At 70.5% G+C, this 26,182-nt stretch carries 20 protein-coding genes; 7 read left to right on the top strand and 13 right to left on the bottom strand.

What is annotated here, in order from left to right:
- Positions 1–75: 75 nt before the first annotated feature.
- Together ACFLIM_RS15610 and ACFLIM_RS15605 are read right to left on the bottom strand one after the other, a co-directional pair.
- Positions 76–2,667 carry a putative bifunctional diguanylate cyclase/phosphodiesterase gene (locus ACFLIM_RS15610; protein WP_449291473.1) on the bottom strand — a complete coding sequence of 864 codons (2,592 nt, stop codon included), beginning with the start codon at positions 2,665–2,667 and terminating at the stop codon, positions 76–78.
- A gap of 261 nt (positions 2,668–2,928) precedes the next feature.
- Positions 2,929–3,837: a 2-hydroxyacid dehydrogenase gene (locus ACFLIM_RS15605; RefSeq protein WP_393165822.1), complete on the bottom strand. Its 909-nt coding sequence runs from the start codon at positions 3,835–3,837 to the stop codon at positions 2,929–2,931.
- 38 nt (positions 3,838–3,875) lie between these two features.
- On the opposite strand from ACFLIM_RS15605, the gene ACFLIM_RS15600 reads away from it, so the two are divergent.
- Entirely contained in the window at positions 3,876–4,922 is a 1,047-nt protein-coding gene (locus ACFLIM_RS15600) for a PQQ-dependent sugar dehydrogenase (RefSeq protein ID WP_393165820.1), read from the top strand.
- Here the strand turns inward: ACFLIM_RS15600 and ACFLIM_RS15595 are convergent.
- The 3 genes from ACFLIM_RS15595 to ACFLIM_RS15585 form a co-directional block, all read right to left on the bottom strand.
- Complete coding sequence (locus ACFLIM_RS15595) at positions 4,909–6,912, bottom strand: VanW family protein (protein ID WP_393165819.1); 2,004 nt, start codon at positions 6,910–6,912, stop codon at positions 4,909–4,911. The genes ACFLIM_RS15600 and ACFLIM_RS15595 overlap by 14 nt on opposite strands.
- A 92-nt stretch (positions 6,913–7,004) precedes the next feature.
- Entirely contained in the window at positions 7,005–7,667 is a 663-nt protein-coding gene (locus ACFLIM_RS15590) for a response regulator (protein WP_393165817.1), read from the bottom strand.
- On the bottom strand, positions 7,664–9,238 hold the full coding sequence (locus ACFLIM_RS15585) for an ATP-binding protein (RefSeq protein WP_393165815.1): 1,575 nt from the start codon (positions 9,236–9,238) through the stop codon (positions 7,664–7,666). Before ACFLIM_RS15585 ends, ACFLIM_RS15590 begins: the two co-directional genes overlap by 4 nt.
- A gap of 136 nt (positions 9,239–9,374) precedes the next feature.
- On the opposite strand from ACFLIM_RS15585, the gene ACFLIM_RS15580 reads away from it, so the two are divergent.
- Genes ACFLIM_RS15580 through ACFLIM_RS15570 form a run of 3 tightly spaced genes read left to right on the top strand, consistent with a single transcriptional unit; the run spans position 9,375 to position 12,325 of the window.
- Positions 9,375–10,343 carry a tripartite tricarboxylate transporter substrate binding protein gene (locus ACFLIM_RS15580; protein WP_393165813.1) on the top strand — a complete coding sequence of 323 codons (969 nt, stop codon included), beginning with the start codon at positions 9,375–9,377 and terminating at the stop codon, positions 10,341–10,343.
- Positions 10,343–10,828 carry a tripartite tricarboxylate transporter TctB family protein gene (locus ACFLIM_RS15575; protein WP_393165812.1) on the top strand — a complete coding sequence of 162 codons (486 nt, stop codon included), beginning with the start codon at positions 10,343–10,345 and terminating at the stop codon, positions 10,826–10,828. The genes ACFLIM_RS15580 and ACFLIM_RS15575 overlap by 1 nt, the downstream gene beginning before the upstream one ends.
- Positions 10,829–12,325 (top strand): tripartite tricarboxylate transporter permease, encoded by a 1,497-nt coding sequence (locus ACFLIM_RS15570; protein WP_393165811.1) that lies wholly within the window; start codon positions 10,829–10,831, stop codon positions 12,323–12,325.
- Between the two features lie 62 nt (positions 12,326–12,387).
- Here ACFLIM_RS15570 and gatB read toward each other — a convergent pair whose 3' ends face one another.
- From gatB to ACFLIM_RS15540, 6 genes are all read right to left on the bottom strand, one after another.
- Complete coding sequence (gatB, locus tag ACFLIM_RS15565) at positions 12,388–13,878, bottom strand: Asp-tRNA(Asn)/Glu-tRNA(Gln) amidotransferase subunit GatB (protein ID WP_393166198.1); 1,491 nt, start codon at positions 13,876–13,878, stop codon at positions 12,388–12,390.
- 2 nt (positions 13,879–13,880) lie between these two features.
- Entirely contained in the window at positions 13,881–15,371 is a 1,491-nt protein-coding gene (gatA, locus tag ACFLIM_RS15560; RefSeq protein WP_393165809.1) for an Asp-tRNA(Asn)/Glu-tRNA(Gln) amidotransferase subunit GatA, read from the bottom strand.
- Positions 15,368–15,667, bottom strand: coding sequence for an Asp-tRNA(Asn)/Glu-tRNA(Gln) amidotransferase subunit GatC (gene gatC / locus ACFLIM_RS15555; protein ID WP_393165807.1), 300 nt, complete (start codon positions 15,665–15,667; stop codon positions 15,368–15,370). The genes gatA and gatC overlap by 4 nt, the downstream gene beginning before the upstream one ends.
- Before the next feature lie 445 nt (positions 15,668–16,112).
- Positions 16,113–18,185: a putative bifunctional diguanylate cyclase/phosphodiesterase gene (locus ACFLIM_RS15550; RefSeq protein ID WP_393165806.1), complete on the bottom strand. Its 2,073-nt coding sequence runs from the start codon at positions 18,183–18,185 to the stop codon at positions 16,113–16,115.
- Between the two features lie 166 nt (positions 18,186–18,351).
- Positions 18,352–20,541 (bottom strand): NAD-dependent DNA ligase LigA, encoded by a 2,190-nt coding sequence (ligA, locus tag ACFLIM_RS15545; RefSeq protein ID WP_393165804.1) that lies wholly within the window; start codon positions 20,539–20,541, stop codon positions 18,352–18,354.
- Between the two features lie 66 nt (positions 20,542–20,607).
- On the bottom strand, positions 20,608–21,591 hold the full coding sequence (locus ACFLIM_RS15540) for a methionine synthase (protein ID WP_393165802.1): 984 nt from the start codon (positions 21,589–21,591) through the stop codon (positions 20,608–20,610).
- A 24-nt stretch (positions 21,592–21,615) separates the two neighbouring features.
- Between ACFLIM_RS15540 and ACFLIM_RS15535 the strand changes: the two genes are divergently transcribed.
- Entirely contained in the window at positions 21,616–22,248 is a 633-nt protein-coding gene (locus tag ACFLIM_RS15535) for an MBL fold metallo-hydrolase (protein WP_393165800.1), read from the top strand.
- Here ACFLIM_RS15535 and mnmA read toward each other — a convergent pair.
- Entirely contained in the window at positions 22,241–23,299 is a 1,059-nt protein-coding gene (gene mnmA, locus ACFLIM_RS15530) for a tRNA 2-thiouridine(34) synthase MnmA (RefSeq protein ID WP_393165798.1), read from the bottom strand. The two genes, ACFLIM_RS15535 and mnmA, sit on opposite strands and share 8 nt — an antisense overlap.
- Positions 23,300–23,366: 67 nt before the next feature.
- Here mnmA and ACFLIM_RS15525 point away from each other — a divergent pair, with 67 nt between their 5' ends.
- On the top strand, positions 23,367–24,410 hold the full coding sequence (locus tag ACFLIM_RS15525; protein ID WP_393165795.1) for a DUF695 domain-containing protein: 1,044 nt from the start codon (positions 23,367–23,369) through the stop codon (positions 24,408–24,410).
- Here ACFLIM_RS15525 and ACFLIM_RS15520 read toward each other — a convergent pair.
- Complete coding sequence (locus ACFLIM_RS15520; RefSeq protein WP_393165793.1) at positions 24,403–25,566, bottom strand: cysteine desulfurase family protein; 1,164 nt, start codon at positions 25,564–25,566, stop codon at positions 24,403–24,405. The genes ACFLIM_RS15525 and ACFLIM_RS15520 overlap by 8 nt on opposite strands.
- 53 nt (positions 25,567–25,619) lie before the next feature.
- Here ACFLIM_RS15520 and ACFLIM_RS15515 point away from each other — a divergent pair, with 53 nt between their 5' ends.
- Positions 25,620–26,132: a TetR/AcrR family transcriptional regulator gene (locus ACFLIM_RS15515; RefSeq protein WP_393165791.1), complete on the top strand. Its 513-nt coding sequence runs from the start codon at positions 25,620–25,622 to the stop codon at positions 26,130–26,132.
- Positions 26,133–26,182 lie beyond the last annotated feature (50 nt).

Below are 26,182 nucleotides of genomic sequence, written 5' to 3'. Positions count from 1 at the left end.
AGAATCTCACTGCGAAGCATGGCTTACACCATAGCCGCTCCGAAGGCTCCAGTGTCAACTTCGTGGACACAAGTCTCAAACAGTGAGACTCGTCCGCATCAACGAGTCGACCCCGCGCGCCGCCATCGGACGGGCCACCAGGAAACCCTGCCCCCTCGTGCACCCCATGCGCTTGAGCAGCTCCAGCTGCTCGGGGCGTTCGATGCCCTCGGCCACCACGATGAGCCCGAGGTCGTGGCCGAGCCGCACGATCGTACGGGTGAGCAGCGTCAGCGTGTCGTCCCGGCCGAGCCCCGACACGAAGGAAGGATCGATCTTGATCATGTCGACCGGGAGCTGCCTGAGGAACGCCAGCGACGCGTAACCGGTGCCGAAGTCGTCGATCGCCAGGCGTACCCCGAGGGCGCGCAGCTCGGACAGCCGCTTGATCGTCTCCTCGGCGTCCTCGACCAGCATCTCCTCGATCACTTCGAGCGTGAGCGAGGAGGCGGGCAGCCCGCTCTCCTCCAGCGCCTCCCGGACCGTCTCCACGAAGCGCGGCGCCATGATCTGCCTGGCCGACAGGTTGAGCGACAACCCGATGTCCCAGGACGAGGCCCGCCAGGCGGCCACCTCGCGGCACGCCTCGCGCAGGATCCACTCGCTCAGCGGCACGATCAGCCCGGTGTCCTCCGCCGGGCCGAGGAACTGCTCGGGCGGCACGAACACCGAGCCGCGCCACCACCGCACCAGCGCCTCGACCGCCGTCACCCGCGACGTGGCCAGGTCGACCACCGGCTGGTATTCGATCGCGAACTGCTGCTCGATCAGCGCCCGCTGCAGGTCGGCGGCCAGCTCCAGCCTGCGCACCACGTCGGCGTGCATCTGTGCGGCGAACACCTCCACCCGCCGCCCGCCCAGTTCCTTGGAGCGCGCCATGGCCACGTCGGCGTTGCGGATCAGGTCGGCCGCGGGCAGGTCGTCCTCGGTGAACGCCACGCCCACGCTCGCGGTCAGCGCCACGTCGCGGTCGGCGACGCGGAACGGCTCCTGCGAGACCGCGCGGACGAGCCGCTCGGCCAGGTCGACCGCGACCTGCGCGTCGCCGCCCGTCTCCACGAGCACCGCGAACTCGTCGCCGCCCCACCGGGCGAGCGTGTCGTCGGTACGTACGGCGCCGCGCAACCGCCGCGCCGCCTGCCCGAGCAGGTAGTCGCCGCTGGCGTGCCCGACGGAGTCGTTGACCGAGGTGAACCCGTCGAGGTCGAGGAAGATGACCGCGACGTTGCCGGACGTGCGCCCCGGCAGCACCTCGCGGGTGCGCTCCTCGAAGTAGGCGCGGTTGGGCAGCCCGGTGACGCCGTCGTGGAAGGTCAGGTGGGCCACCTGGTTGCGCAGCGCCTCCTCGTCGCTGACGTCTCTGGCGGTCACCAGCATCAGCTCGTCGCCGCCGACGTGGCGGGTGGCGACGGACTCGGTGGGGCGCCAGGTGCCGTCGGCGCCGCGCACCCGGCAGGCGATCAGGCAGGCGCCGGGCGAGGCGGTCTCCTCGTCGAGGCCCATGGCGCGCAGCGCGTTCTGGATGCCGGGCACGTCCTCCGGGTGGATGTAGTCGAAGATCGACCCGCCGACCAGCTCCTCGGGGCGGTAACCGTAGGTGACCTCGACCCCGGCGCCGATCTCGCGCACCACGCCTTCGTAGTCGCACAGCAGCACCACGTCGCCGCTGCTCTCGGCCAGCTCCCTGAGCTGCCGCTCGCCGAGCCTGACCTGGCCGCGCAGGCGCATGTTGGTCGCCGACACCACGAACAGGCGCACCAGCAGGAGCAGCACCACGGAGACCGCGACCACCACCACGCCGGCGACCGGCGGCTCCTGGCGCCCGCCGGCCAGGTGGGCGAGCAGCGTGCAGGTCGCCACGGCCACCAGCGCCATCGGCACGATCGCGATCACGTTGCCGACGGCGCGACCGCCCGCCTGCCCGCCGCGCGGCCCCCACGGGACGGCCGCGAGCAGCAGGAGCGCGACGGGCGCGAGCAGGACGCTCCACGGCTGCGGGTCGCCGCCGTCGAGCCGCGCCACCCCGGTCGCCAGGCCCGCCACGGTCATGGTGGCGAGCACGCCGACGCCGGCCAGGCCGAGCAGCCAGGAGGGAGACCTGCTGGTGAGCACGGACGGGATCACGGCGCACGTCACCAGCAGCGCGACCATCGGCGGCAGCATGACGAGGGTGAACGCGGGCGGGTCGGCCGTGTCGGCGTAGACGTGGCGCAGCGCCACCACCCAGCCGATCATGAAGAGCGAGGCGGCACACAGGTAGGAGTCCGTGATATGCCGTAATGCGACCCTGGCCGGGAACCTGCGGTCGGCGGCGATCACCGCGCCACCGGCCGTGACCACGGTGCCGAGCAGCACGAACAGGTCGGCGAAGCTGACCACGAAGCTCTCGGCGAACGGGCGCAGCGCCACCCCGGCGGCCCAGATGACGGCACCGCCGCCCATCCAGCGCGCGCCCAGCGCCGTCGGGCGGTGCGCGGCCGACTTCACCGAGGCGATCAGCAGGGAGGAGGCGGCGACCAGCGCCGCCAGCCCTCCGGCGAGCGCGCCGGTGAGCAGGGCCTGACCGCCCGCGAGGAGCGCGGCGGCGAACGCCACCACGCCTACCGCCGCCGCGGCGGTCAGCGGCACTCGAGGATCACGCCAGCGGATCACAGTCGTTGCCCATCCCGTCTCGAACTCTGCACCCATGACCCGCCGAAGTCCGGCGGATCACTTCGCCAGTGTGTGCGGTCATGGGGGCGCGGGTGGTGACAACGCCGATGTCGTCACCGATCTGATAACCACACAGACCTCTTGCCGCCAAGAGTTCCTTGACAGTGAGTCAGGAACTCCCTGCAAAGGTAACCGTACGCAGGGAAGGTCACGGACCAGCCACGGTCCGGGATCCTCTCAATACGCGTCGGTTATGACGTTGACCAGGTGCTCGCCTGCGAGGTAACGCTCGAGCTGAACGCGCAGGAGGCGCAACATGCGCCGCCCCGACGCGGGGGTGCTGCCCGCGACGTGCGGGGTGATCAGTACGCCCGGCGCGCTCCAGAGGGGGTGGCCCTCGGGCAGCGGCTCGGGCGCGGTCACATCCAGCGCGGCGCGTAGCCTACCGGTTTTGAGCTCCGCGAGCAGGGCGTCGGTGTCGACGATTCCGCCTCTGGCGGCGTTCACCAGGAGCGCGCCGTCCTTCATCCGCGCCAGGAAGGCCGCGTCGACCATCTCCGCGGTGTCGGACGTGGAGGGCACCAGCAGCACCACGACGTCCGCCGCCGGCAGCAGTTTGGGCAGTTCGTCCAGGCCGTGCACGCCTTCGCGGGCGCTCCTGGCCACGCGTACGACCTCCACCTCGAACCCACCGAGCCGCCTTTCCAGCGCCGCGCCGATGGAGCCGTACCCGACGATGAGCACGGTCGAGTCGGCCAGCACCTCGGTGTGGTGGTAGGTCCACTCGCCCCGGCGCTGCGCGTCCACGAACCCGGGGAACTCCCTCAGCACCGCCACCATCGCCCCGACCGCCCATTCGGCGGTCCCCGCGTCGTGCACGCCCCGCGCGTTGCACAACCTCACGCCCCGGGGAATGTGCGGCAGGTACGCCTCCACCCCCGCGCTCGTGGCCTGCACCAGCCGCAACGAGCGCATCCGAGCCAGCGTCCCCGGCAGGTCGAGCACCGTGATCAGCGGCGGGATCCAGACCTCCACCTCCTCGATCCCCGCCGGCATCGGGGACGTGCCGTCATAGACAGCGCATTCAACCCCAGGTAGGTCGGACAGAACATCAGCCACCGAATCGGACGGAACCCAGGTCTTCATGCGGAGAACCTTACGACTCGGGGGGAAGTATGGAACACATGAGGAAGATCTGCACGATCATGCTGATGGCCGCGCTCACCGCCTGTTCCAGTGCGGGAGAGGTGCTCCCCACGGCCGCCGTCTCGGCAGGCGCCGCCCCCGGCGAGCCGAAGGACGTGGTGACCGGGCTGTCCGTGCCGTGGGCGATCGCGTTCCTGCCCGGCGGAGACGCGCTGGTCACCGAGCGGGACTCGGCCAGGCTGCTGCGGGTGAGCCAGGCTGGCAAGGTGACGGGGCTGGGGACGATCGAGGGGGTACGGCCGGAGGGGGAGGGCGGCCTGATGGGCGTGGCGGTCAAGGGCGACCAAATATTCCTTTACTACACGGCGGAACAGGACAACCGGATCGTCCGCTACCGGCTCACCGGCGACCGCCTCAGCGACCAGCGCATCCTCGTCCAGGGCATCCCGAAGGGCGGCATCCACAACGGCGGCCGGCTGGCCTTCGGCCCCGACGGCTACCTGTACGCGACCACCGGCGAGACCGGCGAAGGCGGCCTCGCCCAGCAGCGCGACTCCCTCGGCGGCAAGATCCTGCGCATGACCGTGGACGGCGCGCCCGCCCCCGGCAACCCGTTCGGCACCCTCGTCTACAGCTACGGCCACCGCAACGTCCAGGGCCTGGCCTGGGACCGCTCGGGCCGCCTGTACGCCACCGAATTCGGCCAGGACACCTACGACGAGATCAACCTGATCAGGCCGGGCGCCAACTACGGCTGGCCGGAGGTCGAGGGCCGCGGCGACGACCCGCGATTCGTGAACCCGCTCCTCACCTGGACCACCGCCGAGTCGTCCCCGTCCGGCATGGCGTACGCGGACGGCTCCCTGTGGGTGGCCGCGCTGCGCGGGGAGCGCCTGTGGCAGATCCCGCTCAGCGCGGACGGCTCGGCGGGCAAGCCCGTCGCGCACTTCACCGACCGGTACGGCCGGCTCCGCGCGGTCACCACGGCCCCCGACGGGACCGTGTGGGTGGGCACCAGCAACAAGGACGGCAGGGGCTCGCCGCGCCCCGGCGACGACCGGATCCTCTCGGTCAACGTGTCGTAGCGGTGCAGATCACCTGGGCCTGCGGCCGATACTCCGTGGTCAGCTTCTTGTCCTTCTTGACCGCTTTGCCGTCCTGGTTGAACACCCGGGTGACGTCGATGGTGAAGCCCTGCTGGCCGGCCGTGGGCAGGCAGTCGGGCGCGTCACTCGTCTCGCGCCGGAACTGGGTGAGGTTACGCCGCTCCGACTCGACCGCCTCGATCTCGTCGTACCGCTTGGTGCTCCACAACGTGACCGAGACCGAGGTGTCGGTAAAAGCGGTCTTGATCAGCACGCCGTTCTCGGAGTCGTTGCGCCACTTCAGGTCCTGTTTCGGATAGAGCAGCGCGACGTCGCGTCCGGCCGGGTAGCGGGGGGCGTAGTAGTCCATCGGCTGGTGCTCGACGTCGTCGAACCCGCCGAAGAACGCCGCGTTGTACATGGTCGTGGCGAACTGGGAGGTGCCGCCGCCAACAATGTTCACCATCCGGCCGCCGACGATCTGCCCGGCCTCGACGTAGCCGTCCTCGACCGTGCGCTCGCCCACGACCTCGTTGATCGAGAACGTCTCCCCCGGCTTCACCAGGCGTCCGTCGAGCTCCTGGGCCATGCGCTGGATGTTCTTGACGCGCGGCTGGCAGCAGTCGAACGCCGTGGTGAACGTGCCCACGATCTCCTTGATGCCGAGGCCGCGTACCTCCGAGGTGGTGACGGTCGGGGCGACGGCGCCCAGCCGGACCGGGACCGTGCGGGCCCCGCCCGCGTCGAACACCTTCTCGGCGTCCCTGGCCAGCAGCTTGTCGTTCACGCCCCGCCCCGTGCGCGCGGGCACCAGGACGGGCTTACCGTCCACGATGTCGTACGTGGCGTCGCGCGGCTGCTGTGCGGCGTCCACCAGGCTGCTCTCCACGACGGCCAGCACGGCCTTGGCGTTGAACTCGGGAGCGAGCCCGCCGCTGCCGTCGGAGTTGTAGGTGAGGTTCGCGGCGATCATGGCCGGGGAGACCTGCGCCTGCTTGTCGCCGATGGTCAGTGTGATGGGCGCGGCGACGGCCTGCTTCGCCTTGGCGACCGCTTCCTCGACGGCCCCGGCGGTGGTGACGGGCTTGGCCGGCCTGAGCGTGAGCGCCACCGTGCCGCCCCCCTTCAGGAAGGCGTCGCCGATCCTGCGCACGGCGTCGTCCCTGTCGAGCAGCACGCCGTCCTCGGGCAGCCGGGTCTTGGGCTCCAACCCGGTGAAGGACACCCGGCCCTCATGCGCCTGCTTGTCGGCGCCCTCCGCCAGGCCGTCGACGGTCCTGGTGAGCTGGGAGGAGTCGATGCTCACTTTCGGTTCGAGCTCGGTCTTGCCGGTCAGGCCCTGCCAGACCTCCTCCGGGCTGGGGAACCCGCTGGGCGCCTGCCCGATCGTGCCGACCACGTCGAGCTCCAGACCGGCCTCGTCGGCCTGGATGGTGGCCTTCGCGCCGCCGATGTCGGCCACGACCGGCTTGCTCAACCTGGCGCCCAGCTCGGTGCGCAGCTTGTCGGCCGCCTGGGTCACGGTCAGGCCGCCGATGTCGACGCCGGCCACGTGGGTGCCGCGCAACACCGATCCTGACATGAGCACCGCGGGCACGACGTACGCCAGCGCCGCCAGCACCGCGACGAACACGAACAGGCCCGTGAGGAGCCGGCGCCGCCTGGGCGGCTCGGGTTCGTAGGCGGGCGGCCGTTCCGCAGGCCCCGTCGCGCCGAACACCGGGGCGGGCGGGGACGACGGTTCCTTGGCGCTCATCGGCCACGGCTGCGCCGGCGGCGCCACCGGGGGCAGCGCGCCGTTCGAGGGACCGCCCGGGGCGCTCGGGCCTTGGGCCGGCCGGGGCTCCTGCCTGTTCTGCGGGCCGAAGATGTCCCGGGAGACGCCCGGGGGCAGGCCTTCGATCCGCGGCTTCTTGGAGACGCCCGACGTGGGTAGTGGCACCGAGGCGAACGGGTCGGTCGGTGATTCGATCGGTCCGGCGTTTCGCACGCCTCAATCTCCTCCCGGTCCGCAGCCAAGTCTCAGGCAACAGTAAGGCACGCGCATCCGCATATGTCACGGTAAATGGCTACGGAAATGTGTCAACCTAGCCACCGGTAGCGATGTTCGGGTCGACCGGCCGTGCCGTAACGCGGCCGGAGTTCGGCCTGCCCTGCGGCGCACAGATATTCCAGATAGCGGCGGGCGCTCACCCGCGACAGGCCCGTGAGCTCGGCCGCTTCGGCCGCCGACAGGTCGCGGCCCGCCTCCCGCAGGGTATCGGCGACCAGCGCGCAGGTGGCCGCCGACAACCCTTTCGGCATGGGCGCGGCGGATTTGGGCGTGCCGAAGAGCCGGTCCACGTCGTCCTGGCGGGCCTCGGGGCCGATGGCGGTCAGGCGCTTGCGGGTGTCGGCGTACTGGTGGAGGCGTTCGGTCAGCGCGGCGGCGGTGAACGGCTTGATGAGGTAGTTGACCGCGCCGCCGCGCATGGCCTCCCTGACGGTGGGCACGTCGCGGGCCGCGCTGATCATGAGGACGTCCACGTCGTTGAGCGCCTTGAGCACCTCCAGTCCCGACATGTCGGGCAGGTAGATGTCGAGCAGCACGAGGTCGGGCCGCAGCTCGGCCACCGCGGCGAGCGCGTCGGCACCGTTGTGCGCGACGGAGACGACCCGGAAGCCGGGTACGCGGGTCACGTAGCCGCTGTGAATGCGCGCCACCATGAAATCGTCGTCCACGACTAGGACGCGCAAGTCGCTCATGACCGCACCTTGGCGGGGAGGAGGGCGGTGAAGACCGCGCCGCCCGAGTTGCGGACCTCTACCCAGCCGCCTCTGCGCAGGCAGGCCTGCCTGGTCAGGGCCAGGCCGAGGCCGCGCGGCCCCGACTGGGCGGCCTTGGTGGTGAATCCCTCCCTGAAGACCTCCTCCACCAGGTCCGGGGCGATGCCGGGGCCCGAGTCGCCGACGCGCACGCGCAGCCCTTGATCATTGGCTTGCACCGACACCTCGATCGTGCCCTCCGCGCCGTCGAGGGCGTCGATGGCGTTCGCGACCAGGTTGCCGACCACCAGGACCGCGTCCTGCGGGTCGCCGATCAGGCCCTCGGGCACGGCGGAGTCGTCGGACAACACGAGCTTGGCGCCGCGCTCGGCCGCCTCGGCGGACTTGGCCAGCAGGAGGGCGGCCAGCGTGGGGTCCTGGACGCGTTCGCGCAGGTCAGTGGCGTACGTGCCGCGGGTGGTCCGGGTGATGAAACCGACGGCGGCCTCGTGCTCGCCCAGCTCCAGCAGGCCGACGACGGTGTGCATGCGGTTGGCGAACTCGTGCGCCTGGGCCCTGAGCGCCTCGGTCGCGCTGCTGGTGTCGTCGAGCTCGCGGGCCAGGCGTACCAGCTCGGTGCGGTCTCGCAGGGTGACGACCCAGCCGCGGTGCTGGCCGCGTACCGACACCGGGGTGCGATTGAGCACCAGGACGCGTTCGCTGTGCAGGACGACGCGGTCCTCGCCCGGGTCGGCGCCGCCGAGCACGTCGCGCATGCGATCCGAGACCGGCATCTGGGTGAGGTCCTCACCCACGTCGCCGAGCAGCTCGCGGGCGGCGTCGTTGATCAGCGTGACGCGGCCGGCGAGGTCGAGCGCGAGCACGCCCTCCTTGACGCCGTGCAGCACACCTTCGCGCTGCTCCAGCAGCGCGGCGATCTCGCGCGGCTCCAGGCCGAACGTCTGCCTGCGCACCCGCGCGGTGATCAGCGCGGCCAGCGCGAGCCCGGCCAGCAGCACCGCCAGGGCCGTCCAGATCAGCGGCGGGAGCGCGGCACCGAGCTGCCCGATGACCGTGGTCTCCAGCACGCCGACCGAGACGAGGCCGATGACGTTGCCGTATTCGTCGCGGATGGGGGTCTTGCCCCGGACCGTGGTGCCGATCGTGCCGGTCTCCGTGCCGACCCAGCTCCTGCCCGTCCGCAGCACCGTGGTGCCGTCGGTGGACAACTGCTTGCCGATCAGCGAGGTGTTGGGGTGGGCGTAGCGCTTCTGGTCGGCGTTGGCGATCACGACGTAGTCCGCGCCGGTCTCGTGCTGCACGCTCATGGCCAGCGGCTGCAGCACCGTCTCCGGTCTCGCCAGCTTGAAGGCGTCTCTGACCTGCGGGAGCGCGGCCACCGACTGCGCGATCGCCAGCGCCCGCTGCTGGTGCAGCGAGTCGAGCTGGTCGCGCGTGTGCTCGGCCCACACGCCTCCGGTGCCCCCGACGGCGAGCAGCACGATCACCATCTGGAGCACGAACAGCTGGGTGCCGAGGGAGGCGTCCCTCACCCGTCTCACGGTCCACATGGAAACAAACCCAGGTCACGGCCAGGTCGCGACCAATACGACCACTATGACGGCAAGCGTGCAAAGCCTCGACGCGGAGGGGAAGTGGCTTCACCATCCCAGTTTTATAACCGTGAAATCCCCCCTTGGAGTGATCATGCGCTTGAGCGTATTCGCCGCACTCGCGGCACTCTCCCTCGGTGCGCTGACCGCCTGCGGCGGCGGGTCGGGCACCTCCGCCAGCGCCTCGCTGCGGATCATGGCTCCGGCCGCGCCGGGTGGCGGCTGGGACCAGACCTCCCGTACGGCGGAGCAGGCGTTCAAGAGCGCCGACCCCAAGCGCAAGGTCGAGGTGTACAACGTTCCAGGCGCCGGCGGCACGATCGGCCTGGCGCAGCTCGCGGGCGAGAAGGGCAACGGCAACCTGCTGATGACCATGGGCCTGGTCATGGTGGGCGCCATCGAGCAGAACAAGTCGAAGGTCACGCTGACCGAGACCACGCCCATCGCCAAGCTGACCGAGGAGTACGAGATCGTCGTCGTACCAGCCGCGTCCCCGTACAAGACACTGGCCGACATGGTGGCGGCCTGGAAGGCCGACCCGAAGAAGGTGTCGATCTCGGGCGGGTCCGCGGGCGGCACCGACCACATCGTGGCCGGGCTGATGGCCAAGGCCGCGGGCGTGGACCCCAAGCAGGTCAACTACATCGCGCACTCCGGCGGCGGCGAGGCGCTGAACGAGCTGCTCGGCAACAAGGTCAGCGCGGGCATCTCGGGCGTGGCCGAGTTCGCGGAGCACGTGAAGTCGGGCAAGCTGCGCGCTCTCGGTGTGACCTCCGGTGAGCGGGTGCCCGGGCTGGACTCGCCCACTCTGAAGGAGGGCGGGCTGGACGTGGAGCTGGCCAACTGGCGCGGCTTCGTCGCCCCCGGCGGGCTCTCCGACGCCGACAAGAAGGCGCTGACCGACCTGGTCACCAAGATGCACGACTCGCAGCCCTGGAAGGACGCGGTGGCCAAGAACGGCTGGATCGACTCGTTCCAGACCGGGCAGCAGTTCGCCGACTTCCTGGGGGCCGAGCAGACGCGGGTCAAGGGCATCATCGCCGAGATGGGGCTCGTCTCCTGATGACTCGATGGTGGCGGCCCGAGCTCGGGCTGGCGGTCGTGGTGCTGGTGCTGGGCGTGTTCGTGGTGATCGGGACGCTGGACGTCTCCGCCGCGGCCTCCCAGCTCGGCATCGGGCCGCGGTTCTTCCCCATGCTGGTGGGCGGGGCCATGGTGCTCGTCGGCCTGTTCTACGTGATCGACGTCGTACGCGGCGGGCGCGGCGACCCCGAGGAGAGCGAGGACGTGGACGTGGAGGCGCCCACGGACTGGCGCAGCGTCGGGCTGGTCAGCGGGATCTTCCTGGCGTTCGCGGCGCTGCTGAACGTGCTCGGCTGGATCATCGCCGCCAGCCTGCTGTTCTTCGGCCTGTCGGTGGCGCTTGGGGCCGAGCACAAGTTGCGCGCGGCCGTGGTCGCGGCGGTCATGGGGATCGCCACGTACCTGCTGTTCGTCAAGGGCCTCGGCGTGTCCCTGCCGGGCGGACCGCTTTCCGGGGTGATCTGAGTGTCGTCGTTCCAACTGCTGCTCGACGGCTTCGCCGCCGCACTCACCCCGGTCAACCTCCTGTACGCGCTCATCGGCGTCACCCTCGGCACCCTGGTCGGAGTGCTGCCCGGCATCGGGCCCGCGATGACCGTGGCGCTGCTGCTGCCGATCACGTTCACGGTGCCGCCGGCCAGCGCGTTCATCATGTTCGCGGGCATCTACTACGGCGGCATGTACGGCGGCTCGACCACCTCCATCCTGCTCAACACGCCCGGCGAGTCGTCCTCGATGATCACCGCGCTGGAGGGCAACAAGATGGCCAGGCGGGGCCGGGCGGCCCAGGCACTGGCCACGGCTGCCATCGGCTCGTTCGTGGCCGGGACCATCGCGACCGCCCTGCTGGTCGTGGCCGCGCCCGCCGTGGTGAGCTTCGCGATCTCGTTCGGGCCCGAGGACTACTTCGCCCTGGCGATCCTGGCCTTCACGGCGGTGTCGTCCGTTCTGTCCCGCTCGATCGTGCGCGGCCTGGCCTCCCTGGGGCTCGGCCTGATGATCGGGCTCGTCGGCATCGACCAGCAGACCGGGCAGGCGCGGCTCACCCTGGGCATCCCGCAGCTGCTCGACGGCATCGACGTGGTGATCGTCGCGGTCGGCCTGTTCGCGCTCGGCGAGGCCCTCTACGTGGCCTCCCGGCTGCGCCACGCCACACCCGAGGTGGTGCCCGTGGGGCGGGCGTGGATGGGCCGCGCGGACTGGCGCCGCTCGTGGCTCCCCTGGCTACGCGGCACCGCGCTGGGCTTCCCGTTCGGCGCTTTGCCCGGCGGCGGGGCCGAGATCCCCACGTTCCTGTCGTACGCGGCCGAGAAGCGGCTGGCGCGGGGCGTGGCCCGGGAGGAATACGGCAAGGGCGCCATCGAGGGCGTCGCGGGCCCGGAGGCGGCCAACAACGCCTCGGCGGCCGGCACCCTGGTCCCGCTGCTCACGCTGGGCCTGCCCACGTCCGCGACGGCCGCGATCCTGCTCGCCGCCTTCCAGCAGTACGGCCTGCAGCCGGGGCCTCAGCTGTTCGACCACAACCCGGCGCTGGTGTGGAGCATGATCGCCTCACTCTTCATCGGCAACACGATGCTGCTCGTGCTGAACCTCCCGATGGCCCCTTTGTGGGCGCGCGTGCTCCGGATCCCCCGGCCGTACCTCTATTCCGGGATCGTCCTCTTCGCCGCCCTCGGGGTCTACGCCCTGAACGGCACCGTGGTGGACCTGTTCGTGCTGTACGTGCTCGGCCTGCTCGGCTACGCCATGCGGCGCTTCGGCCTGCCGGTCGCCCCTGCGGTGATCGGCATGATCCTGGGCCCGATGGCGGAGATCCAGCTCCGCAGAGCACTGGCCATCGGCGCGGGCGACGTGACCGTCCTGGTGCGCAGCCCGGTGGCCGTGGTGCTGCTGGCCCTGGCGTTCCTGGCCCTGCTCACACCCCTGTTCAGGAAGGCCCGTAGAACCCGGGTCGCGCCTTAGCCACCGCCGGACCTGGCCCCGCCGATATCTCCCAATCGGCGGGGCCATGAAACGCTGATGGACTACTCGGGCGAGACGCCGAGCTTCTCCAGGATCAGCTGACGGGCCCTGGCCGCATCGGCCTTGCCCTTGCTGGCCCGCATGACGCCACCCACCAGAGCGCCGGCCGCCGCGATCTTCCCAGACCGCACCTTCTCAACCGCGTCGGCGTTGTCGGCCAGCACCTGGTCGATGATCGCCGACAACTCACCCTCGTCGTTGACGATCCGCAGCCCGCGCCGCTCGACCACCTCGTCGGGCGTGCCCTCGCCGGCCAGCACGCCTTCGAGCACCTCGCGGGCGAGCTTGTCGTTGAGCGCGCCCGAGGCCACCAGCTCGGTCACCCTGGCGATCTGCGCGGGCGTGATGGGCAGGTCGGCCAGCGGGGTCGCGGTCTCGTTGGCCCGCCGCGCCAGCTCGCCCATCCACCACTTGCGCGCGTCTGCCGCCGGAGCACCCGCCGCGACCGTGGCCTCGACCAGGTCGAACGCGTCGGCGTTGTGCATGGCCTGCATGTCGAGGTCGGACAACCCCCACTCGGCCTGCAGCCGCTTGCGCCGCACCGACGGCAACTCGGGCAGGCCCGCCTTCAGCTCGGCCACCCACGCCGGATCGGGCGCGATCGGCACCAGGTCGGGCTCGGGGAAGTAGCGGTAGTCCTGCGCCTCCTCCTTGGACCTGCCGGACGTGGTGGTGCCGGTGTCCTCGTGGAAGTGCCTGGTCTCCTGAACGATCTTCCCGCCCTCGGCGAGAACCCCCGCCTGCCGCTCGATCTCGCTCCGCACGGACCGCTCGACGCTGCGCAACGAGTTGACGTTCTTGGTCTCCGTACGGGTGCCCCACTCGGCCGAGCCGCGCGGCATCAGCGACACGTTGACGTCACACCGCAGCGACCCCTCCTCCATGCGCACGTCGGAAACGCCGAGAGACCGCATGATCTCCCGCAGCTCGGTCACGTACGCCTTGGCCACCTCGGGCGCGAGCCTGTCGGTGCCGGGGATGGGCTTGGTCACGATCTCGACCAGCGGAATGCCGGCCCGGTTGTAGTCGACGATCGAGTAGTCGGCCCCGTGGATGCGCCCGGTCGCGCCGCCCACGTGCGTGGACTTGCCGGTGTCCTCCTCCAGGTGCACCCGCTCGATCTCGACCCGCACGATCCGGCCCTCGACCTCGACGTCGACGTAGCCGTCGACGCAGAGCGGCTCGTCGTACTGCGAGATCTGGTAGTTCTTCGGCATGTCCGGATAGAAATAGTTCTTCCGGGCGAAGCGGCACCACTCGGCGATCGAGCAGTTCAGCGCCAGCCCGATGCGGATCGTCGACTCGATGGCCGCGGCGTTGGCCACCGGCAACGCCCCGGGGAACGCCAGGCAGGTCGGGCAGACCTGCGTGTTGGGCGGAGCGCCGAAGGTCGTCTTACAGCCGCAGAACATCTTCGAACGCGTGCCCAGCTCGACATGCGTCTCCAGCCCGAGCAGCGGCTCGAACCGGTCAAGCGCTTCGTCATAGACCATGGTCATAGCGACGGGGCCTCCTTCAGCAGCGGGCCGCCCCAGCGGCTCTCCAGGGCCTTTTCGACGGCGGCGCCGACGCGGTAGCAGCGGTCGTCGGCCAGGACCGGGGCCATGATCTGCAGGCCCACGGGCAGGTTGTCCTCGTCGGCCAGCCCGCACGGCACCGACATGGCCGCGTTGCCCGCCAGGTTGGACGGGATGGTGCACAGGTCGGCGAGGTACATCGAGATCGGGTCGTCGGTGCGCTCGCCGATCGAGAACGCCGTCGTCGGCGTGGTCGGCGACACCAGCACGTCGACCTGCTGGTAAGCCGCCTCGAACTCGCGGGAGATGACGGTGCGCACCTTCTGTGCCTGGCCGTAGTAGGCGTCGTAGTAGCCGCTCGACAGCGCGTACGTGCCGAGCATGATGCGCCGCTTGACCTCGGGACCGAACCCGGCGGCCCTGGTCAGCGCCATGACCTCCTCGGCGCTGCGAGTGCCGTCGTCGCCGACGCGCAGGCCGTAGCGCATGGCGTCGAAGCGCGCCAGGTTGGACGAGCACTCCGACGGCGCGATCAGATAGTACGCGGGCAGCGCGGTCGTGAACGCGGGACACGAGACCTCGACGACCTTGGCCCCGAGCGACTCCAGGAGCTGGACGGCCTCGTGATAGCGGGCCAGCACCCCCGGCTGGTAGCCCTCGCCGCCGAACTCCTTGACGACGCCGATCCGCATGCCGGAAATATCGGCATTCTTGGCGGCCTCGACCACCGAAGGGACGGGTGCGTCGACCGAGGTGGAGTCCATCGGGTCGTACCCGGAGAACGCCTCGTGCAGCAGCGCCGCGTCCAGCACGTTGCGCGCGAACGGCCCCGGCGTGTCGAGCGAGCTCGCGAACGCGATCAGCCCATAACGGGACGAGCCGCCATATGTCGGCTTCATCCCCACGATCCCGGTCACCGAGGCCGGCTGCCGGATCGACCCGCCCGTGTCGGTGCCCGTGGACAGCGGCGCCTCGTACGCGGCCACCGCCGCACTCGAACCACCCGACGACCCCCCGGGCACCTTCGTCAGGTCCCACGGGTTGTGCGTCGGGTGGAAGGCGGAGTTTTCCGTGGAGGAGCCCATGGCGAACTCGTCGAGGTTCGTCTTGCCCAGGATGACCAGCCCGGCCTCGCGCAGCCGCGCGGTGACGGTCGCGTCGTAGGGCGGCCGCCATCCCTCGAGGATCTTGGACGCGGCCGTGGTCGGCATGTCCCGCGTGCTGAAGATGTCCTTGTGCGCGATCGGCACCCCGGCCAGCGGCCCGAGCTGCTCGCCCGCCCTGAGCCTGGCGTCGACGGCCCGCGCCTGGTCGAGCGTCGTCTCGCGATCCACGTGGAGGAACGCCTTGACCTTGGGCTCCACCTCGGCCATGCGGTCGAGATGCGCCTCGGCCACCTCGACGGCCGACACCTCGCCACCGGCGATCATCGTACCCAGCTCGGCGGCGGTCTTACGGATCAAGCTCATGCCTCCTCCCCGAGGATGCGCGGCACCCGGAAGCGGTCGTCCTCGACGGCGGGAGCGCCGGAGAGGGCCTGCTCAGGCGTCAGGGACTGTCGCACCTCGTCGGCACGGAAGACATTGGTCAGCGGAAGCGCGTGCGACGAAGGCGGCACGTCCCCTGCGGCGACCTCGGACACCTTCGCGACCGCCTCGATGATGGCATCGAGCTGGGTGGCGTAGTGGTCGAGCTCGTCGTCGGTGAGCGCCAGCCTGGACAACCGGGCCAGGTGTGCGACCTCGTCGCGGGTTATGGCGGACATGAGTCGTTGAACCCGTTTCGTGGATGGAGTCTTTGGACACTGCCATCCTAGGGGGCTTGACCTAGCAGGCCCGAACGGTTAACCGCCCACCCGCTCGTTGCACCACCAGGGGCCGGACAGGGGTCTGCTGTGGAGCGCGACGGCTGCGGACCGGATGCCTGGTCGTCCTCATCGTGCTGACCATGCCACTGGTGCTTCTCGCGGGCGTGCTCCTGGCCGTCTCCACCGTGGACTCCGCCCAGCTGGAGTACCGCGCCGCCCGCGGCGAGGGCACGCTCGGCACGTTCACGGCGACGCGCCTGGACTGCTCCTGCTGGGCACCCTGCTGTTCGCCGCCTTCACGCTCGCCCTGTTACTCGTACCGGCGTACCTGCTCTGGCGTGTCCTCAGAAAGCGCCCTCACCCGTAAAGCTTCCGCCACTCGAAGTTCCTGGCGAAGATGTGATCAGGCTGAGCGGCTGATCTCGGGCTGGTAGCCGTACTCGACCTCAGCCGTAGTCTCGAAGTGGTCTCGGAGCCAGACCGTGGCGTCGGCGGCCGGCATGGGGCGGCCGAACAGCCACCCCTGCCCCACGTCACACCCCACCTCCGCCAGTCGCATCGCGACCTCGTCCGACTCCACGCCCTCCGCGACCGACCTCAGCCCGAGCGAACGCACCAGGTCCACGATGGAGCGGACGATCCGGTCGTCGTCCTCGGACTCGGCGATCCGGCATACGAACGAGGCGTCGATCTTCACTTCGGACACCGCCAGCCGCTGGAGCCTGATCAGCGAGGAGTAGCCGGTGCCGAAGTCGTCCAGGGCCAGGGGCACCCCGAGCGTCGCCAGGGCCTTGATCGTCTCCTGGGTGTAGGCCTGGTCGCCGGTCAGGATGCGCTCGGTGACCTCCAGCTGGATGGCCCCCGGCGGCAGCCCGTACCTGGCCAGGCCCACTTCGAGCTGCTCCGGCAGGGCCGAGTCGAGCAGGTCGCGGGCGGAGATGTTGACTGAGATCTGCACCCGCAGCCCGGTGTGCCACCAGCGGGCGGCCTGCTCGAGCGCCGCCTCGATGACGTACGCGGTGAGCTGCCGCATCAAGTAGGACTGCTCGGCCAGCGGGACGAACTCCGACGGCGCGATCGGCCCGTGCACCGGGTGGCGCCAGCGCAGCAGGGCCTCGACGCCCTGGACGGCACCGGTGCCGAGGGTGACCTTGGGCTGGTAGTGCAGCCGCAGCTCGCGGTTGTCGATGGCGCGGCGCAGGTCGCCGAGGAGGTTGAGGCGTTCAGGGGAGTTACGGTCTTTGTCCGGCTGGTAGAGCTCTACGCCGGTACGCCCCTCCTTGGCGAGGTACATGGCCACGTCGGCCCGCTGGAGCAGCAGCTCGAAGTCGGGGGCGTGGTCCGGATAAAGGGCGATCCCGACGGATCCGTCCACATCGAAGGTCATGCCCTCCAGGCGTACCGGTTCGGTGAGCGCCGCCCGCAATCTGGCCGCCACCTCCCGAGCCGCGTGCGTGTCCCGGATCGAGGGCAGCAGCACGGCGAACTCGTCGCCGCCCAGCCTCGCCACGACGTCCCCGGGGCGTACGGAATGGGTGAGCCGGTGCGCGACCATCTGCAGCAGCCGGTCGCCCACCGGGTGCCCCATCGTGTCGTTGACCTCCTTGAACCGGTCGAGGTCGAGCAGGAACAGGCCGACCCGGTCGTCCTGGCGGGCCTCGGCGAGCGCCTCCTCGGTGCTGACGATGAGCATCTTGCGGTTGGGCAGGCCAGTCAGCTCGTCGTGCATGGCCTGGTGGTCGCGGCGCATGGAGAGGGTGGCGGTGAAGTAGACGGCGGCCAGGGGGGCGACGAACAGGGGTACGAGTCCGGGCGAATGGTTCATGACGACGACGACCAAGGGTGCCAGGCCGAGCAGCCCGGCGTACACGAGGCTCTGCGGACCCACCGTGGCCTTCAGCACGCGCGTGATCGAGCGCCGCTCGTGCAGCGCGACCGCGCCGCACACGAGCGTGGCCCTGGTGGCGAAGTACGCGACCCCGGCCAGCGCGATCGCCAGCAGGTCACCCCCGCCCGGCACCCACGGCAGGGCCGGGCTCGGCGCGATCCCGAACGCCCCCAGCACCACGGCGGCCGCGGTGAGCGCGAGCGTCGACTGGGAGACGTTGAACATGACCCGATGCCACGACTTACGCGTCACCACGCCGTTCATGGCCACGGCGACGGCCTGCATCAACACCGCCACCGGCAACCCGAAGTGCAGCAACACGGCGAAGGTGAACATGGTGGACGGATAGGTGCCGCCCACGGCGGTGGCGGACGACACCATCACGGGCCTGAGCTCACCCAGGGCCACCAGCGCCGCCAGCACCCAGAACAACGGCGTCCGGGCGAGCTCCACCAGCTCGGCGATGTCCAGCCGGAGCATGGCCACCACGAGAGCGGTGCAGCCGATCACGGTAATGCCCGCGAGGAACGCCCACAGCGGCGTGCCGACGCGTGGTCCGGTGTCGCGGGTGTCGGTTGGGTCAGTCATCGGTAACAGAACCCCCATTAGGTCACTATGGGAGGGTACGACCTTCACCCCACTTCGCGAAACCAAGCGCGTACGTTCCGTCACTTCTCCTTTCCGACATATACCCAAAAACCACCCTATGTAGCAAACCGTTCACGCTCACACACGGGCCTGGGTATCCACCCGACTACGGCTCGGACGTGACCGCGGCCGCAGCGGCCGCCTCCGGACCATCGTCCAGCAGGATCGCGAACCCGGCCCCATCCAGGATCGGCACCCCAAGACCCACCGCCTTGTCGTATTTCGACCCGGCATTCTCCCCCGCCACCAGGAACGAGGTCTTCTTCGACACCGACCCGGAAACCTTCCCACCCCGGCTGGTCAGCGCCTCGGCCGCCGTATCCCGCGTGTAACCCTCCAGCGTCCCCGTCACCACGAACGTCAGCCCTTCGAGGGTCTGCGGCCCCTTCTCAGGCGCGGGCTCGTCCTCCATCCGCACCCCGGCGGCCTTCCACCGGTCGATGATCTCCCGATGCCAGTCCACCTCGAACCACTCCCGGATCGTGGCCGCCACCCGCGGCCCGATGCCCTCGATCTCCGCCAGCTCCTCCTCCGAGGCGTTCATGATGGCGTCGATCGACCTCATCGCGTTGGCCAGGTCGCGCGCCGTGGGCGGTCCGACGTGCCGGATGGACAGGGCGACGAGCACGTTCGCGAGCGGCGTCTGCTTGGCCCGCTCCAGCTCCTCGATGAGCTTGAGCGCGTTCTGGCTGGGCTCGCCGTCGATGTTGGAGAAGAACGTGACGACCTTCTGCTCACCGGTCTTGGGGTCGATTTTCGGCAGCCCGGTGTCCTGGTCGCGGACCACCGACTTGATGGGGATGAGCTGCTCCAGCGTCAGGTCGAACAGGTCGGCCTCGGAGCGCACCACCGGCTGCTGCGGCGGCAGTGGCTGGGTGAGCGCGGCGGCCGCGACGTAGCCGAGGCCGTCGATGTCGAGCGCGCGCCGCCCGGCGGCGAAGTAGATGCGCTCGCGGATCTGCGCCGGGCAACCACGCGCGTTGGGGCAGCGCAGGTCGGCGTCGCCCTCTCGCTCGTACGCCAGCTCGGTCCCGCACTCCGGGCAGTGCGTGGGCATGACGAACTCCCGCTCGGACCCGTCGCGCAACGCCGTCACCGGCCCGACGATCTCCGGAATGACGTCGCCCGCCTTGCGCAGCACCACGGTGTCGCCGATGAGCACGCCCTTCTTGACCACGATGGCGGCGTTGTGCAGGGTGGCCCGCTCGACGGTCGAGCCCGACACCACGACCGGCTCCATCACCGCATAGGGCGTGACCCGCCCGGTGCGCCCGATGCCCACCTGGATGTCGAGCAGCTTGGTGTTGACCTCCTCCGGCGGATATTTGTACGCGATCGCCCACCGCGGCGCCCGCGACGTGGAGCCCAGCTCCCGCTGCGTGCGGAAGTCGTCGACCTTCACGACGACCCCGTCGATCTCGTACGCGGGATCGTGCCGGTGCTCCCGGTAGTACTCGATGAACTCGTTGATCTCGGCGAGCCCCGGCAGCACCTTGTAGAGATCGCTGACCGGCAGCCCGAACTCCCGCAACCGGTCGTAGGTGTCGGACTGCGCCCGCGGCTCGGCCGAGCCCTCCCAGATGCCGATGCCGTGCACCAGCATGCGCAGCGGCCGCTGGGCCGTGATGCGCGCGTCCTTCTGCCGCAACGTGCCCGCCGCCGAGTTGCGCGGGTTGGCGAACGGCTGCTTGCCCTGCTCGACGAGCTGCTCGTTGAGCTTCTTGAAGTCCTCGACCGGGATGTAGACCTCGCCGCGCACCTCGACCAGGCTCGGGACGCCGTCGCCCTTGAGCCTGTGCGGGACCCCTTTGATCGTGCGGACGTTGGGGGTCACGTCGTCGCCCGTGCGCCCGTCACCCCGGGTCGCGCCGCGCTCCAGCTTGCCGTCGCGGTAGACCAGCGCGATCGCCAGCCCGTCGATCTTGAGCTCGCACAGGTAGGGTCCGGGGTCGCCCTCGGCCAGCCGCTCGGCCCGCGCCTGCCAGGCGGCCATGTCGTCGGCGCTGAAGGCGTTGTCGAGGCTCTCCATCCTGTTGAGGTGCTGGACCTTGGCGAAGTCGCCCGAGACCGGCGCGCCCACCTTCTGTGTGGGCGAATCGGGCGTCTGGAGCGTCGGATGCGCCTGCTCCAGCGTGAGCAGCTCCTTGAACCACTCGTCGAACTGGGCGTCGCTGACCGTCGGCTGGTCGAGCACGTAGTAGCGCCAGCGAGCGTCCTCGACCTGCTCGCTCAGCTCGGCATGCCGCTTGAGCGCGGTCACGGGCACGCCCCCGACCTCGGTGCCTGGCTCACTCACGCTCGCTCTCCTTCCTTCCGACAACCTGAGCAAACGCTACCGCCGAGCACCGACAACCACACGCCCTCAGCCGCCTTGCGACGGATCGTCCCTGAGCACCTGAGCCGCCTTCCGGCAGGCCGCCAGCGCCGCCCGCGCATAGCGGGGCGACGCCCCGGCCAGCCCGCACGCCGGAGTGAGCACGACCTGCTCAGCCAGCCGATCAGGCGCGAACCCGAGCCGCCGCCACAACTCCACCGCGGGCTTGGCCACCACCCCGGCGTCCGGCAACCGCGTGTCCCTGCCGGGCACGACCCCCAGGAAGAACCTCAGACCCGCCTCGACGACCTCCCCCAGGGCATCCTCGTCCCGGCGCCGCAGCAGCGAGGCGTCCACCGACACCCCCCGCACCCCGGCCCTGCGCAGCAGGTCGAAGGGCACCGACGGCGCGCAGCAATGCACGATCGGGTCGTCGAACAGCCGCAACGACTCCTCCGCCCGCCACCCCTCCACGGCCGCCAGCCGCCCGAACCCCGAAGCCGTCGGCACGGTCCCCGCCAGCACCCCCGGCAGCCCGGGCTCGTCGAGCTGCAACACGATCTCCGTCACCCCGGGCAGCCGCCGCCGCACCTCGGCGCAGTGATCGGCGACCCCCTGAGCCAGCGAGGCCGTCAGATCGCGTACGGCCCCCGCGTCGGAGAGCATCTTGTCCCCGTGCCTGAGCTCGATGGACCCGGCCAGCGTCCACGGCCCGCACACCTGCAGCTTGAGCGGCCCCGAGTAGTCGTGCCCGATCTCCTCCAGCCCGTCGAGATCCCGCCGCAGATGATCGACCGCCCGCTGATGGTCGCGCCCTGGCCGATCGCTCAGCCGCCACCCGGAAGGCTGCACCTCGACGTGCAGATCGACGAGCAATCCCGCCGTACGGCCGATCATGTCGGCCCCGACACCCCTGGCGGGCAGCTCAGGCAGGTACGGCAGCCCGGGCACCTCGCCGAACACGACTCTGATCGCCTCAAGATGATCCTCACCCGGATGCGATCCCACCCCGGTGGCTTCCCACGTTGACATGGGCACAAGCGTAGGCTCTGGCGAGTGGAGCTCACCAAATATGACCACGCCTGCGTACGCGTGGAGAAGAACGGCAAGGTCCTGGTCATCGACCCGGGGACGTTCACGAAGGGTCCGGTGCTGGACGGCGCCGACGCCGTGCTCATCACCCACGAGCATTGGGACCACGTCGATGTCGACAAGCTGAAGGCGGCCTCGCCCGCCCTGGAGGTCTACACCTGCGAGGCCGTCGCCGCCGAGCTGGCGGACGTCCCGGCGAAGGTCCAGGTGGTACGCCACGGCGACGGCTTCGAGGTGGCCGGTTTCCGGGTGCGGGCGTTCGGGGAGTGGCATGCCAAGAACCACCCGGACGTGCCCGTCGTCCAGAACATCGGATTCCTCCTGGACGACGAGATCTTCTACCCGGGCGACGCCCTGACCGTGCCGGACGCGGAGGTGCCCACCCTCCTGGTCCCGACCGGCGGCCCGTGGCTGAAGCTCGGGGACATGATCGAATATCTCCGCGCGATCCGCCCCGCAAGGGCGTTCTCCACCCATGACGGCCTGTACAACGACATCGGCCTGGGCCTGGTGGACAACTGGCTGAAGGGGGAGTCGGAGGAGCAGGGCGCCGACATGCGGCGGCTGAAGGTCGGCGAGTCGGTCACCCTCAGCTAGCGGAGACGATGGTCGCCGAGCCGATGACGGTGGAGCCGGAGTAGAGGACCGCCGCCTGGCCCGCCGCGACCCCGGTGGCCGGGCGGTCGAGCTCGACGCGGAGCCCGCTCCCGACCTCCTCGAACCGGCACCCGTAGACCTCTCCGTGCGCCCGTAGCTGCACGGTCAGATCGCCCGCGGCCGCCGGGCCGTTCCAGACCGGGGTGCCGCAGGTGATCGAGGTGACCTCCAGCGCCGAACGCGGCCCGACCGTCACCGTGTTGGACACCGGCTCGATCGACAACACGTAACGCGGCCGGCCGTCGGCGGCGGGCCGGTCCATGTGCAGGCCCTTGCGCTGCCCCACCGTGAACCCGTGCGCCCCCTGATGGCTGCCGACCACCGCGCCGTTCTGGTCGACGATGGGCCCCTCGGCCGAGCCGAGCCGCTTGGCCAGGAAGCCCCGCGTGTCGCCGTCGGCGATGAAGCAGATGTCGTGGCTGTCGGGCTTGTCGGCGACGGTCAGGCCGCGCCTGGCGGCCTCCTCGCGCACCTCGGCCTTGGTCGAGTCGCCCAGCGGGAAGATCGCGTGGCTGAGCTGCTCGCGGGTGAGCACGCCCAGCACGTAGGACTGGTCCTTACCCTGGTCGACGCTCCTGGACAACATCCCGCCGGCCAGCTTGGCGTGGTGCCCGGTGGCGACCGCGTCGAAGCCCAGGGCCAGCGCCCGGTCGAGCACCGCCGAGAACTTGATCTTCTCGTTGCACCGCAGGCACGGGTTGGGAGTGCGGCCCGCGGCGTACTCGGACACGAAGTCCTCCACCACGTCGCGTTGGAAACGCTCGGCCATGTCCCAGATGTAGAACGGGATCCCGATCACGTCGGCGGCGCGCCGCGCGTCGCGCGAGTCCTCGATCGTGCAGCACCCCCTCGCGCCCGTGCGGTGGGATTGGGGGTTGGCCGACAAGGCCAGATGCACACCAGTGACGTCGTGACCGGCCTCGGCGATCCGAGCGGCGGCCACGGCGGAGTCGACGCCGCCCGACATGGCGGCAAGCACACGCAGTTCCATGACCGTTCCAGCGTACTGTCCCCTTGGGAGTGCGCGACCATGACCTCAGTCTGGGAGGATTCAGGCCATGCGACTGTTCGGGCGCAAGGACGAGGAAGAAGAAAAGGGCGACGGCATCGCCGAGTTCTGGGCGTGGTGGGATGAGACCAGGCCACGGCTCGACTCGATGGTGGCGGCGGGCGCGACCGAGGGGCTGGAGGACGCGCTCGCCCCGGCCGTGGCGGCGATCCATCCCGGCCTGGTCTGGGAGGTGGGCCCCGGCAAGAACGCCGCGCACGCCCTGGTGGTGACCGCGGCGGGCGACGCCGAGCTGCGTTCGCTCGCGCACCGCTGGGCCAAGGCGGCGCCGCCGTCGGACATGCTGTGGGAGTTCCACCCGTCGCGGCAGGCCAATCCGCAGGCGCTGGAGCTGACACTCGACGTGGGCGGCTACGAGTTCGCGCTCGACAAGCTGATGCTGGGCCTGCGGGTGCCGAGAAACCAGTCTCGGGTGGACGTGGCCGCGTACCACCCGATCTTCGGCGAGCTCGACGAGGAGACCAGGATGGAGGCCACGCTGCTGGCCCTCGACTGGCTGCTCGGCGAGGACGACGTGGCCAGGTGGGTGGGGGAGATCACGCCGGCGACGTTCCAGCCGATCGACTCCGTGGCCGCCGTGCACCTGCCCGCCGTGGTCGCCGACCTGGCCTCCGGTTTCACCGAGGAGGAGTGGGTGCTGCTCGAAGGCCAGACCGCGGCGGGCGCGCCGCTCGTCGCCACGGCCCGCCATCCGCTGCGGCCGGTCGACTATCCGCTGTTCGACCAGCACATCACGATCACTCTCCCGTACGCGCACCGCGACGAGAACGGCCTGCCGGTCGGCGACTCGCTGGCCGCGCTGCGGGACTTCGAGGAGCGGCTGGCCGCCCGCCTGCTCAAGCTGCGCGACGACGCCGTGCTCGCGGCGCATCTGAGCGCGGAGGGGCATCGGATCATCCATGTGTACGCCGACCCGACCGGCGACGCCGCGATCCACGCCAAGGAGCTGATCGTGAGCTGGGAGGAAGGCGAGCCGAGGGTGGACGTGGCCGCCGACCCGGGGTGGACCGCCGTGGTGTCCTTCGTCAGCTGAGGCCGGCTCGGCGGGCGCGTTCGACGGCGGCGGGGAGCACCTCGATCAGGCGGTCGACGTCGTCGCGGGTCGAGGTGTGGCCCAGCGTGAACCTGAGCGAGCCCCGCGCCGCCGCCGGCTCAGCCCCCATGGCCAGCAGCACGTGCGACGGCTGCGCCACACCCGCCGAACAGGCCGAGCCCGTCGAGCACTCCACGCCCTTGGCGTCGAGCAGCATGAGCAGCGCGTCTCCCTCGCAACCGGGGAAGGAGAAATGAGCGTTACCGGGGAGGCGGTCGACTGGGTCACCGTTGAGCACGACGTCCGGGACGGCCTCGCGTACCCGATGGATGAGCTCGTCGCGCAGCGACGTCAGGCGGCGGCGCAGGGACTCCTGCTCCTTCACGGCGGCGCTGACGGCGGCGGCGAGCCCGGCGATGGCGGGCGCGTCGAGCGTGCCCGAGCGCACGTCGCGCTCCTGACCCCCGCCGTGCTGTACGGAGACCGGCGTCAGCCCCCGGGCCAGCAGTAACGCGCCGACCCCCATCGGGCCGCCGACCTTGTGGCCGGTCAGCGTGAGCGCGTCGGCCCCCGAGTCGGCGAACGACACGGGCAACTGCCCCACCGCCTGGACCGCATCGGTGTGGAACGGGATGCCGTGCTCGTGGGCGATCGCGGCCAGCGTGTGGACCGGCTGGATCGTGCCGACCTCGTTGTTGGCCCACATGACGCTGATCATGGCCACGCCGCCGGGGTCGCGGTCGATGGCGGCGCGCAGCGTGTCGGGCTGCACCCGGCCATATTCGTCGACCTCCAGCAGCTCGACCTCGGCGCCCTGGCTGTCGGCCAGCCACTGGGCCGGGTCGAGCGCGGCGTGGTGCTCCACCGAGCTGATCAGCAGCCGCCGTCGCGGCCGGCGCGCCCAGTAAAGGCCCTTGATGGCGAGGTTGTCGGCCTCGGTGCCGCCCGAGGTGAACACCACCTCGCTGGGCCTGGCGCCGAGCGCGTCGGCGATCGTCTCGCGCGACTCCTCGACCACCCGGCGCACCTGGCGGCCGGCCGCGTGCAGCGAGGAAGCATTGCCGACGCGTTTGAGTTGCTCCGTCATGGCCTCGATCGCTTCGGGCAGCATGGGGGTGGTAGCCGCATGATCAAGATAGGCCGACGGTCTGGTCACACGCTCAGGGTATCTCGTTTGCGACTGTACCGTCCGGACGGTACAGTAAAGGCATGAGAAGAGACGAGCTTCTGGACGCGGCGGAGGAGCTCCTCTGCGACCAGGGCTCGGCCGCGCTCACCCTGGCCGCGGTGGCGGACCGGGCGGGCGTCAGCAAGGGCGGCCTGCTCTATCACTACGGCTCCAAAGAGGCCCTGATCAAGGGCATGGTGGAGCGGTTGATCGAGGACTTCGACGAGCTCGTGGCCGCTCAGCCCGGTGAGACCTATACCGAGCGATATGTCGGCGCGACCATGGCCGCCGTGCGGTCGAGCAGGTTGCGACGATGGGCTGTCGTCACGGGGGCGTCGGGAAACCTCTTCCTGCTCCAGCCGCTCCGGGAGGCGATGGTCCGATGGCATCGCGAGGGGTTGAGCGAGGAGCCGGATCCGGTGGCCGCGCAGATCGTACGGCTCGCGTGTGAGGGGCTCTGGGACGTGGCCAGCCACGACCCGGAGCAGAACACGAACAACGATCTCCAGGCCCTGGAGACCCGCCTGCGGGCGCTGCTCAAACCCACCGCCTGAGGCCCCCGCGTTTTCGCCGCCGTCCACGTCTGGACGGCGGCCGATCCATG

The organism is Nonomuraea marmarensis (assembly GCF_043197025.1).
Classification (GTDB): Bacteria; Actinomycetota; Actinomycetes; order Streptosporangiales; family Streptosporangiaceae; genus Nonomuraea; species Nonomuraea marmarensis.
Note: the sequence above shows the minus strand (reverse complement) of the source record. Positions and strands in the feature narration are given on the sequence as shown.

Coding starts and splice junctions, on each gene's coding strand:
- ACFLIM_RS15525 (WP_393165795.1), top strand. CDS start 23,367: ATGCGACTGTTCGGGCGCAAGGACGAGGAAGAAGAAAAGGGCGACGGC.
- ACFLIM_RS15590 (WP_393165817.1), bottom strand. CDS start 7,667: ATGAGCGACTTGCGCGTCCTAGTCGTGGACGACGATTTCATGGTGGCG.
- ACFLIM_RS15550 (WP_393165806.1), bottom strand. CDS start 18,185: ATGACTGACCCAACCGACACCCGCGACACCGGACCACGCGTCGGCACG.
- ACFLIM_RS15600 (WP_393165820.1), top strand. CDS start 3,876: ATGAGGAAGATCTGCACGATCATGCTGATGGCCGCGCTCACCGCCTGT.
- gatB (WP_393166198.1), bottom strand. CDS start 13,878: ATGGTCTATGACGAAGCGCTTGACCGGTTCGAGCCGCTGCTCGGGCTG.
- ACFLIM_RS15580 (WP_393165813.1), top strand. CDS start 9,375: ATGCGCTTGAGCGTATTCGCCGCACTCGCGGCACTCTCCCTCGGTGCG.
- mnmA (WP_393165798.1), bottom strand. CDS start 23,299: ATGGAACTGCGTGTGCTTGCCGCCATGTCGGGCGGCGTCGACTCCGCC.
- gatA (WP_393165809.1), bottom strand. CDS start 15,371: ATGAGCTTGATCCGTAAGACCGCCGCCGAGCTGGGTACGATGATCGCC.
- ACFLIM_RS15540 (WP_393165802.1), bottom strand. CDS start 21,591: ATGTCAACGTGGGAAGCCACCGGGGTGGGATCGCATCCGGGTGAGGAT.
- gatC (WP_393165807.1), bottom strand. CDS start 15,667: ATGTCCGCCATAACCCGCGACGAGGTCGCACACCTGGCCCGGTTGTCC.
- ACFLIM_RS15515 (WP_393165791.1), top strand. CDS start 25,620: ATGAGAAGAGACGAGCTTCTGGACGCGGCGGAGGAGCTCCTCTGCGAC.
- ACFLIM_RS15605 (WP_393165822.1), bottom strand. CDS start 3,837: ATGAAGACCTGGGTTCCGTCCGATTCGGTGGCTGATGTTCTGTCCGAC.
- ACFLIM_RS15575 (WP_393165812.1), top strand. CDS start 10,343: ATGACTCGATGGTGGCGGCCCGAGCTCGGGCTGGCGGTCGTGGTGCTG.
- ACFLIM_RS15585 (WP_393165815.1), bottom strand. CDS start 9,238: ATGTGGACCGTGAGACGGGTGAGGGACGCCTCCCTCGGCACCCAGCTG.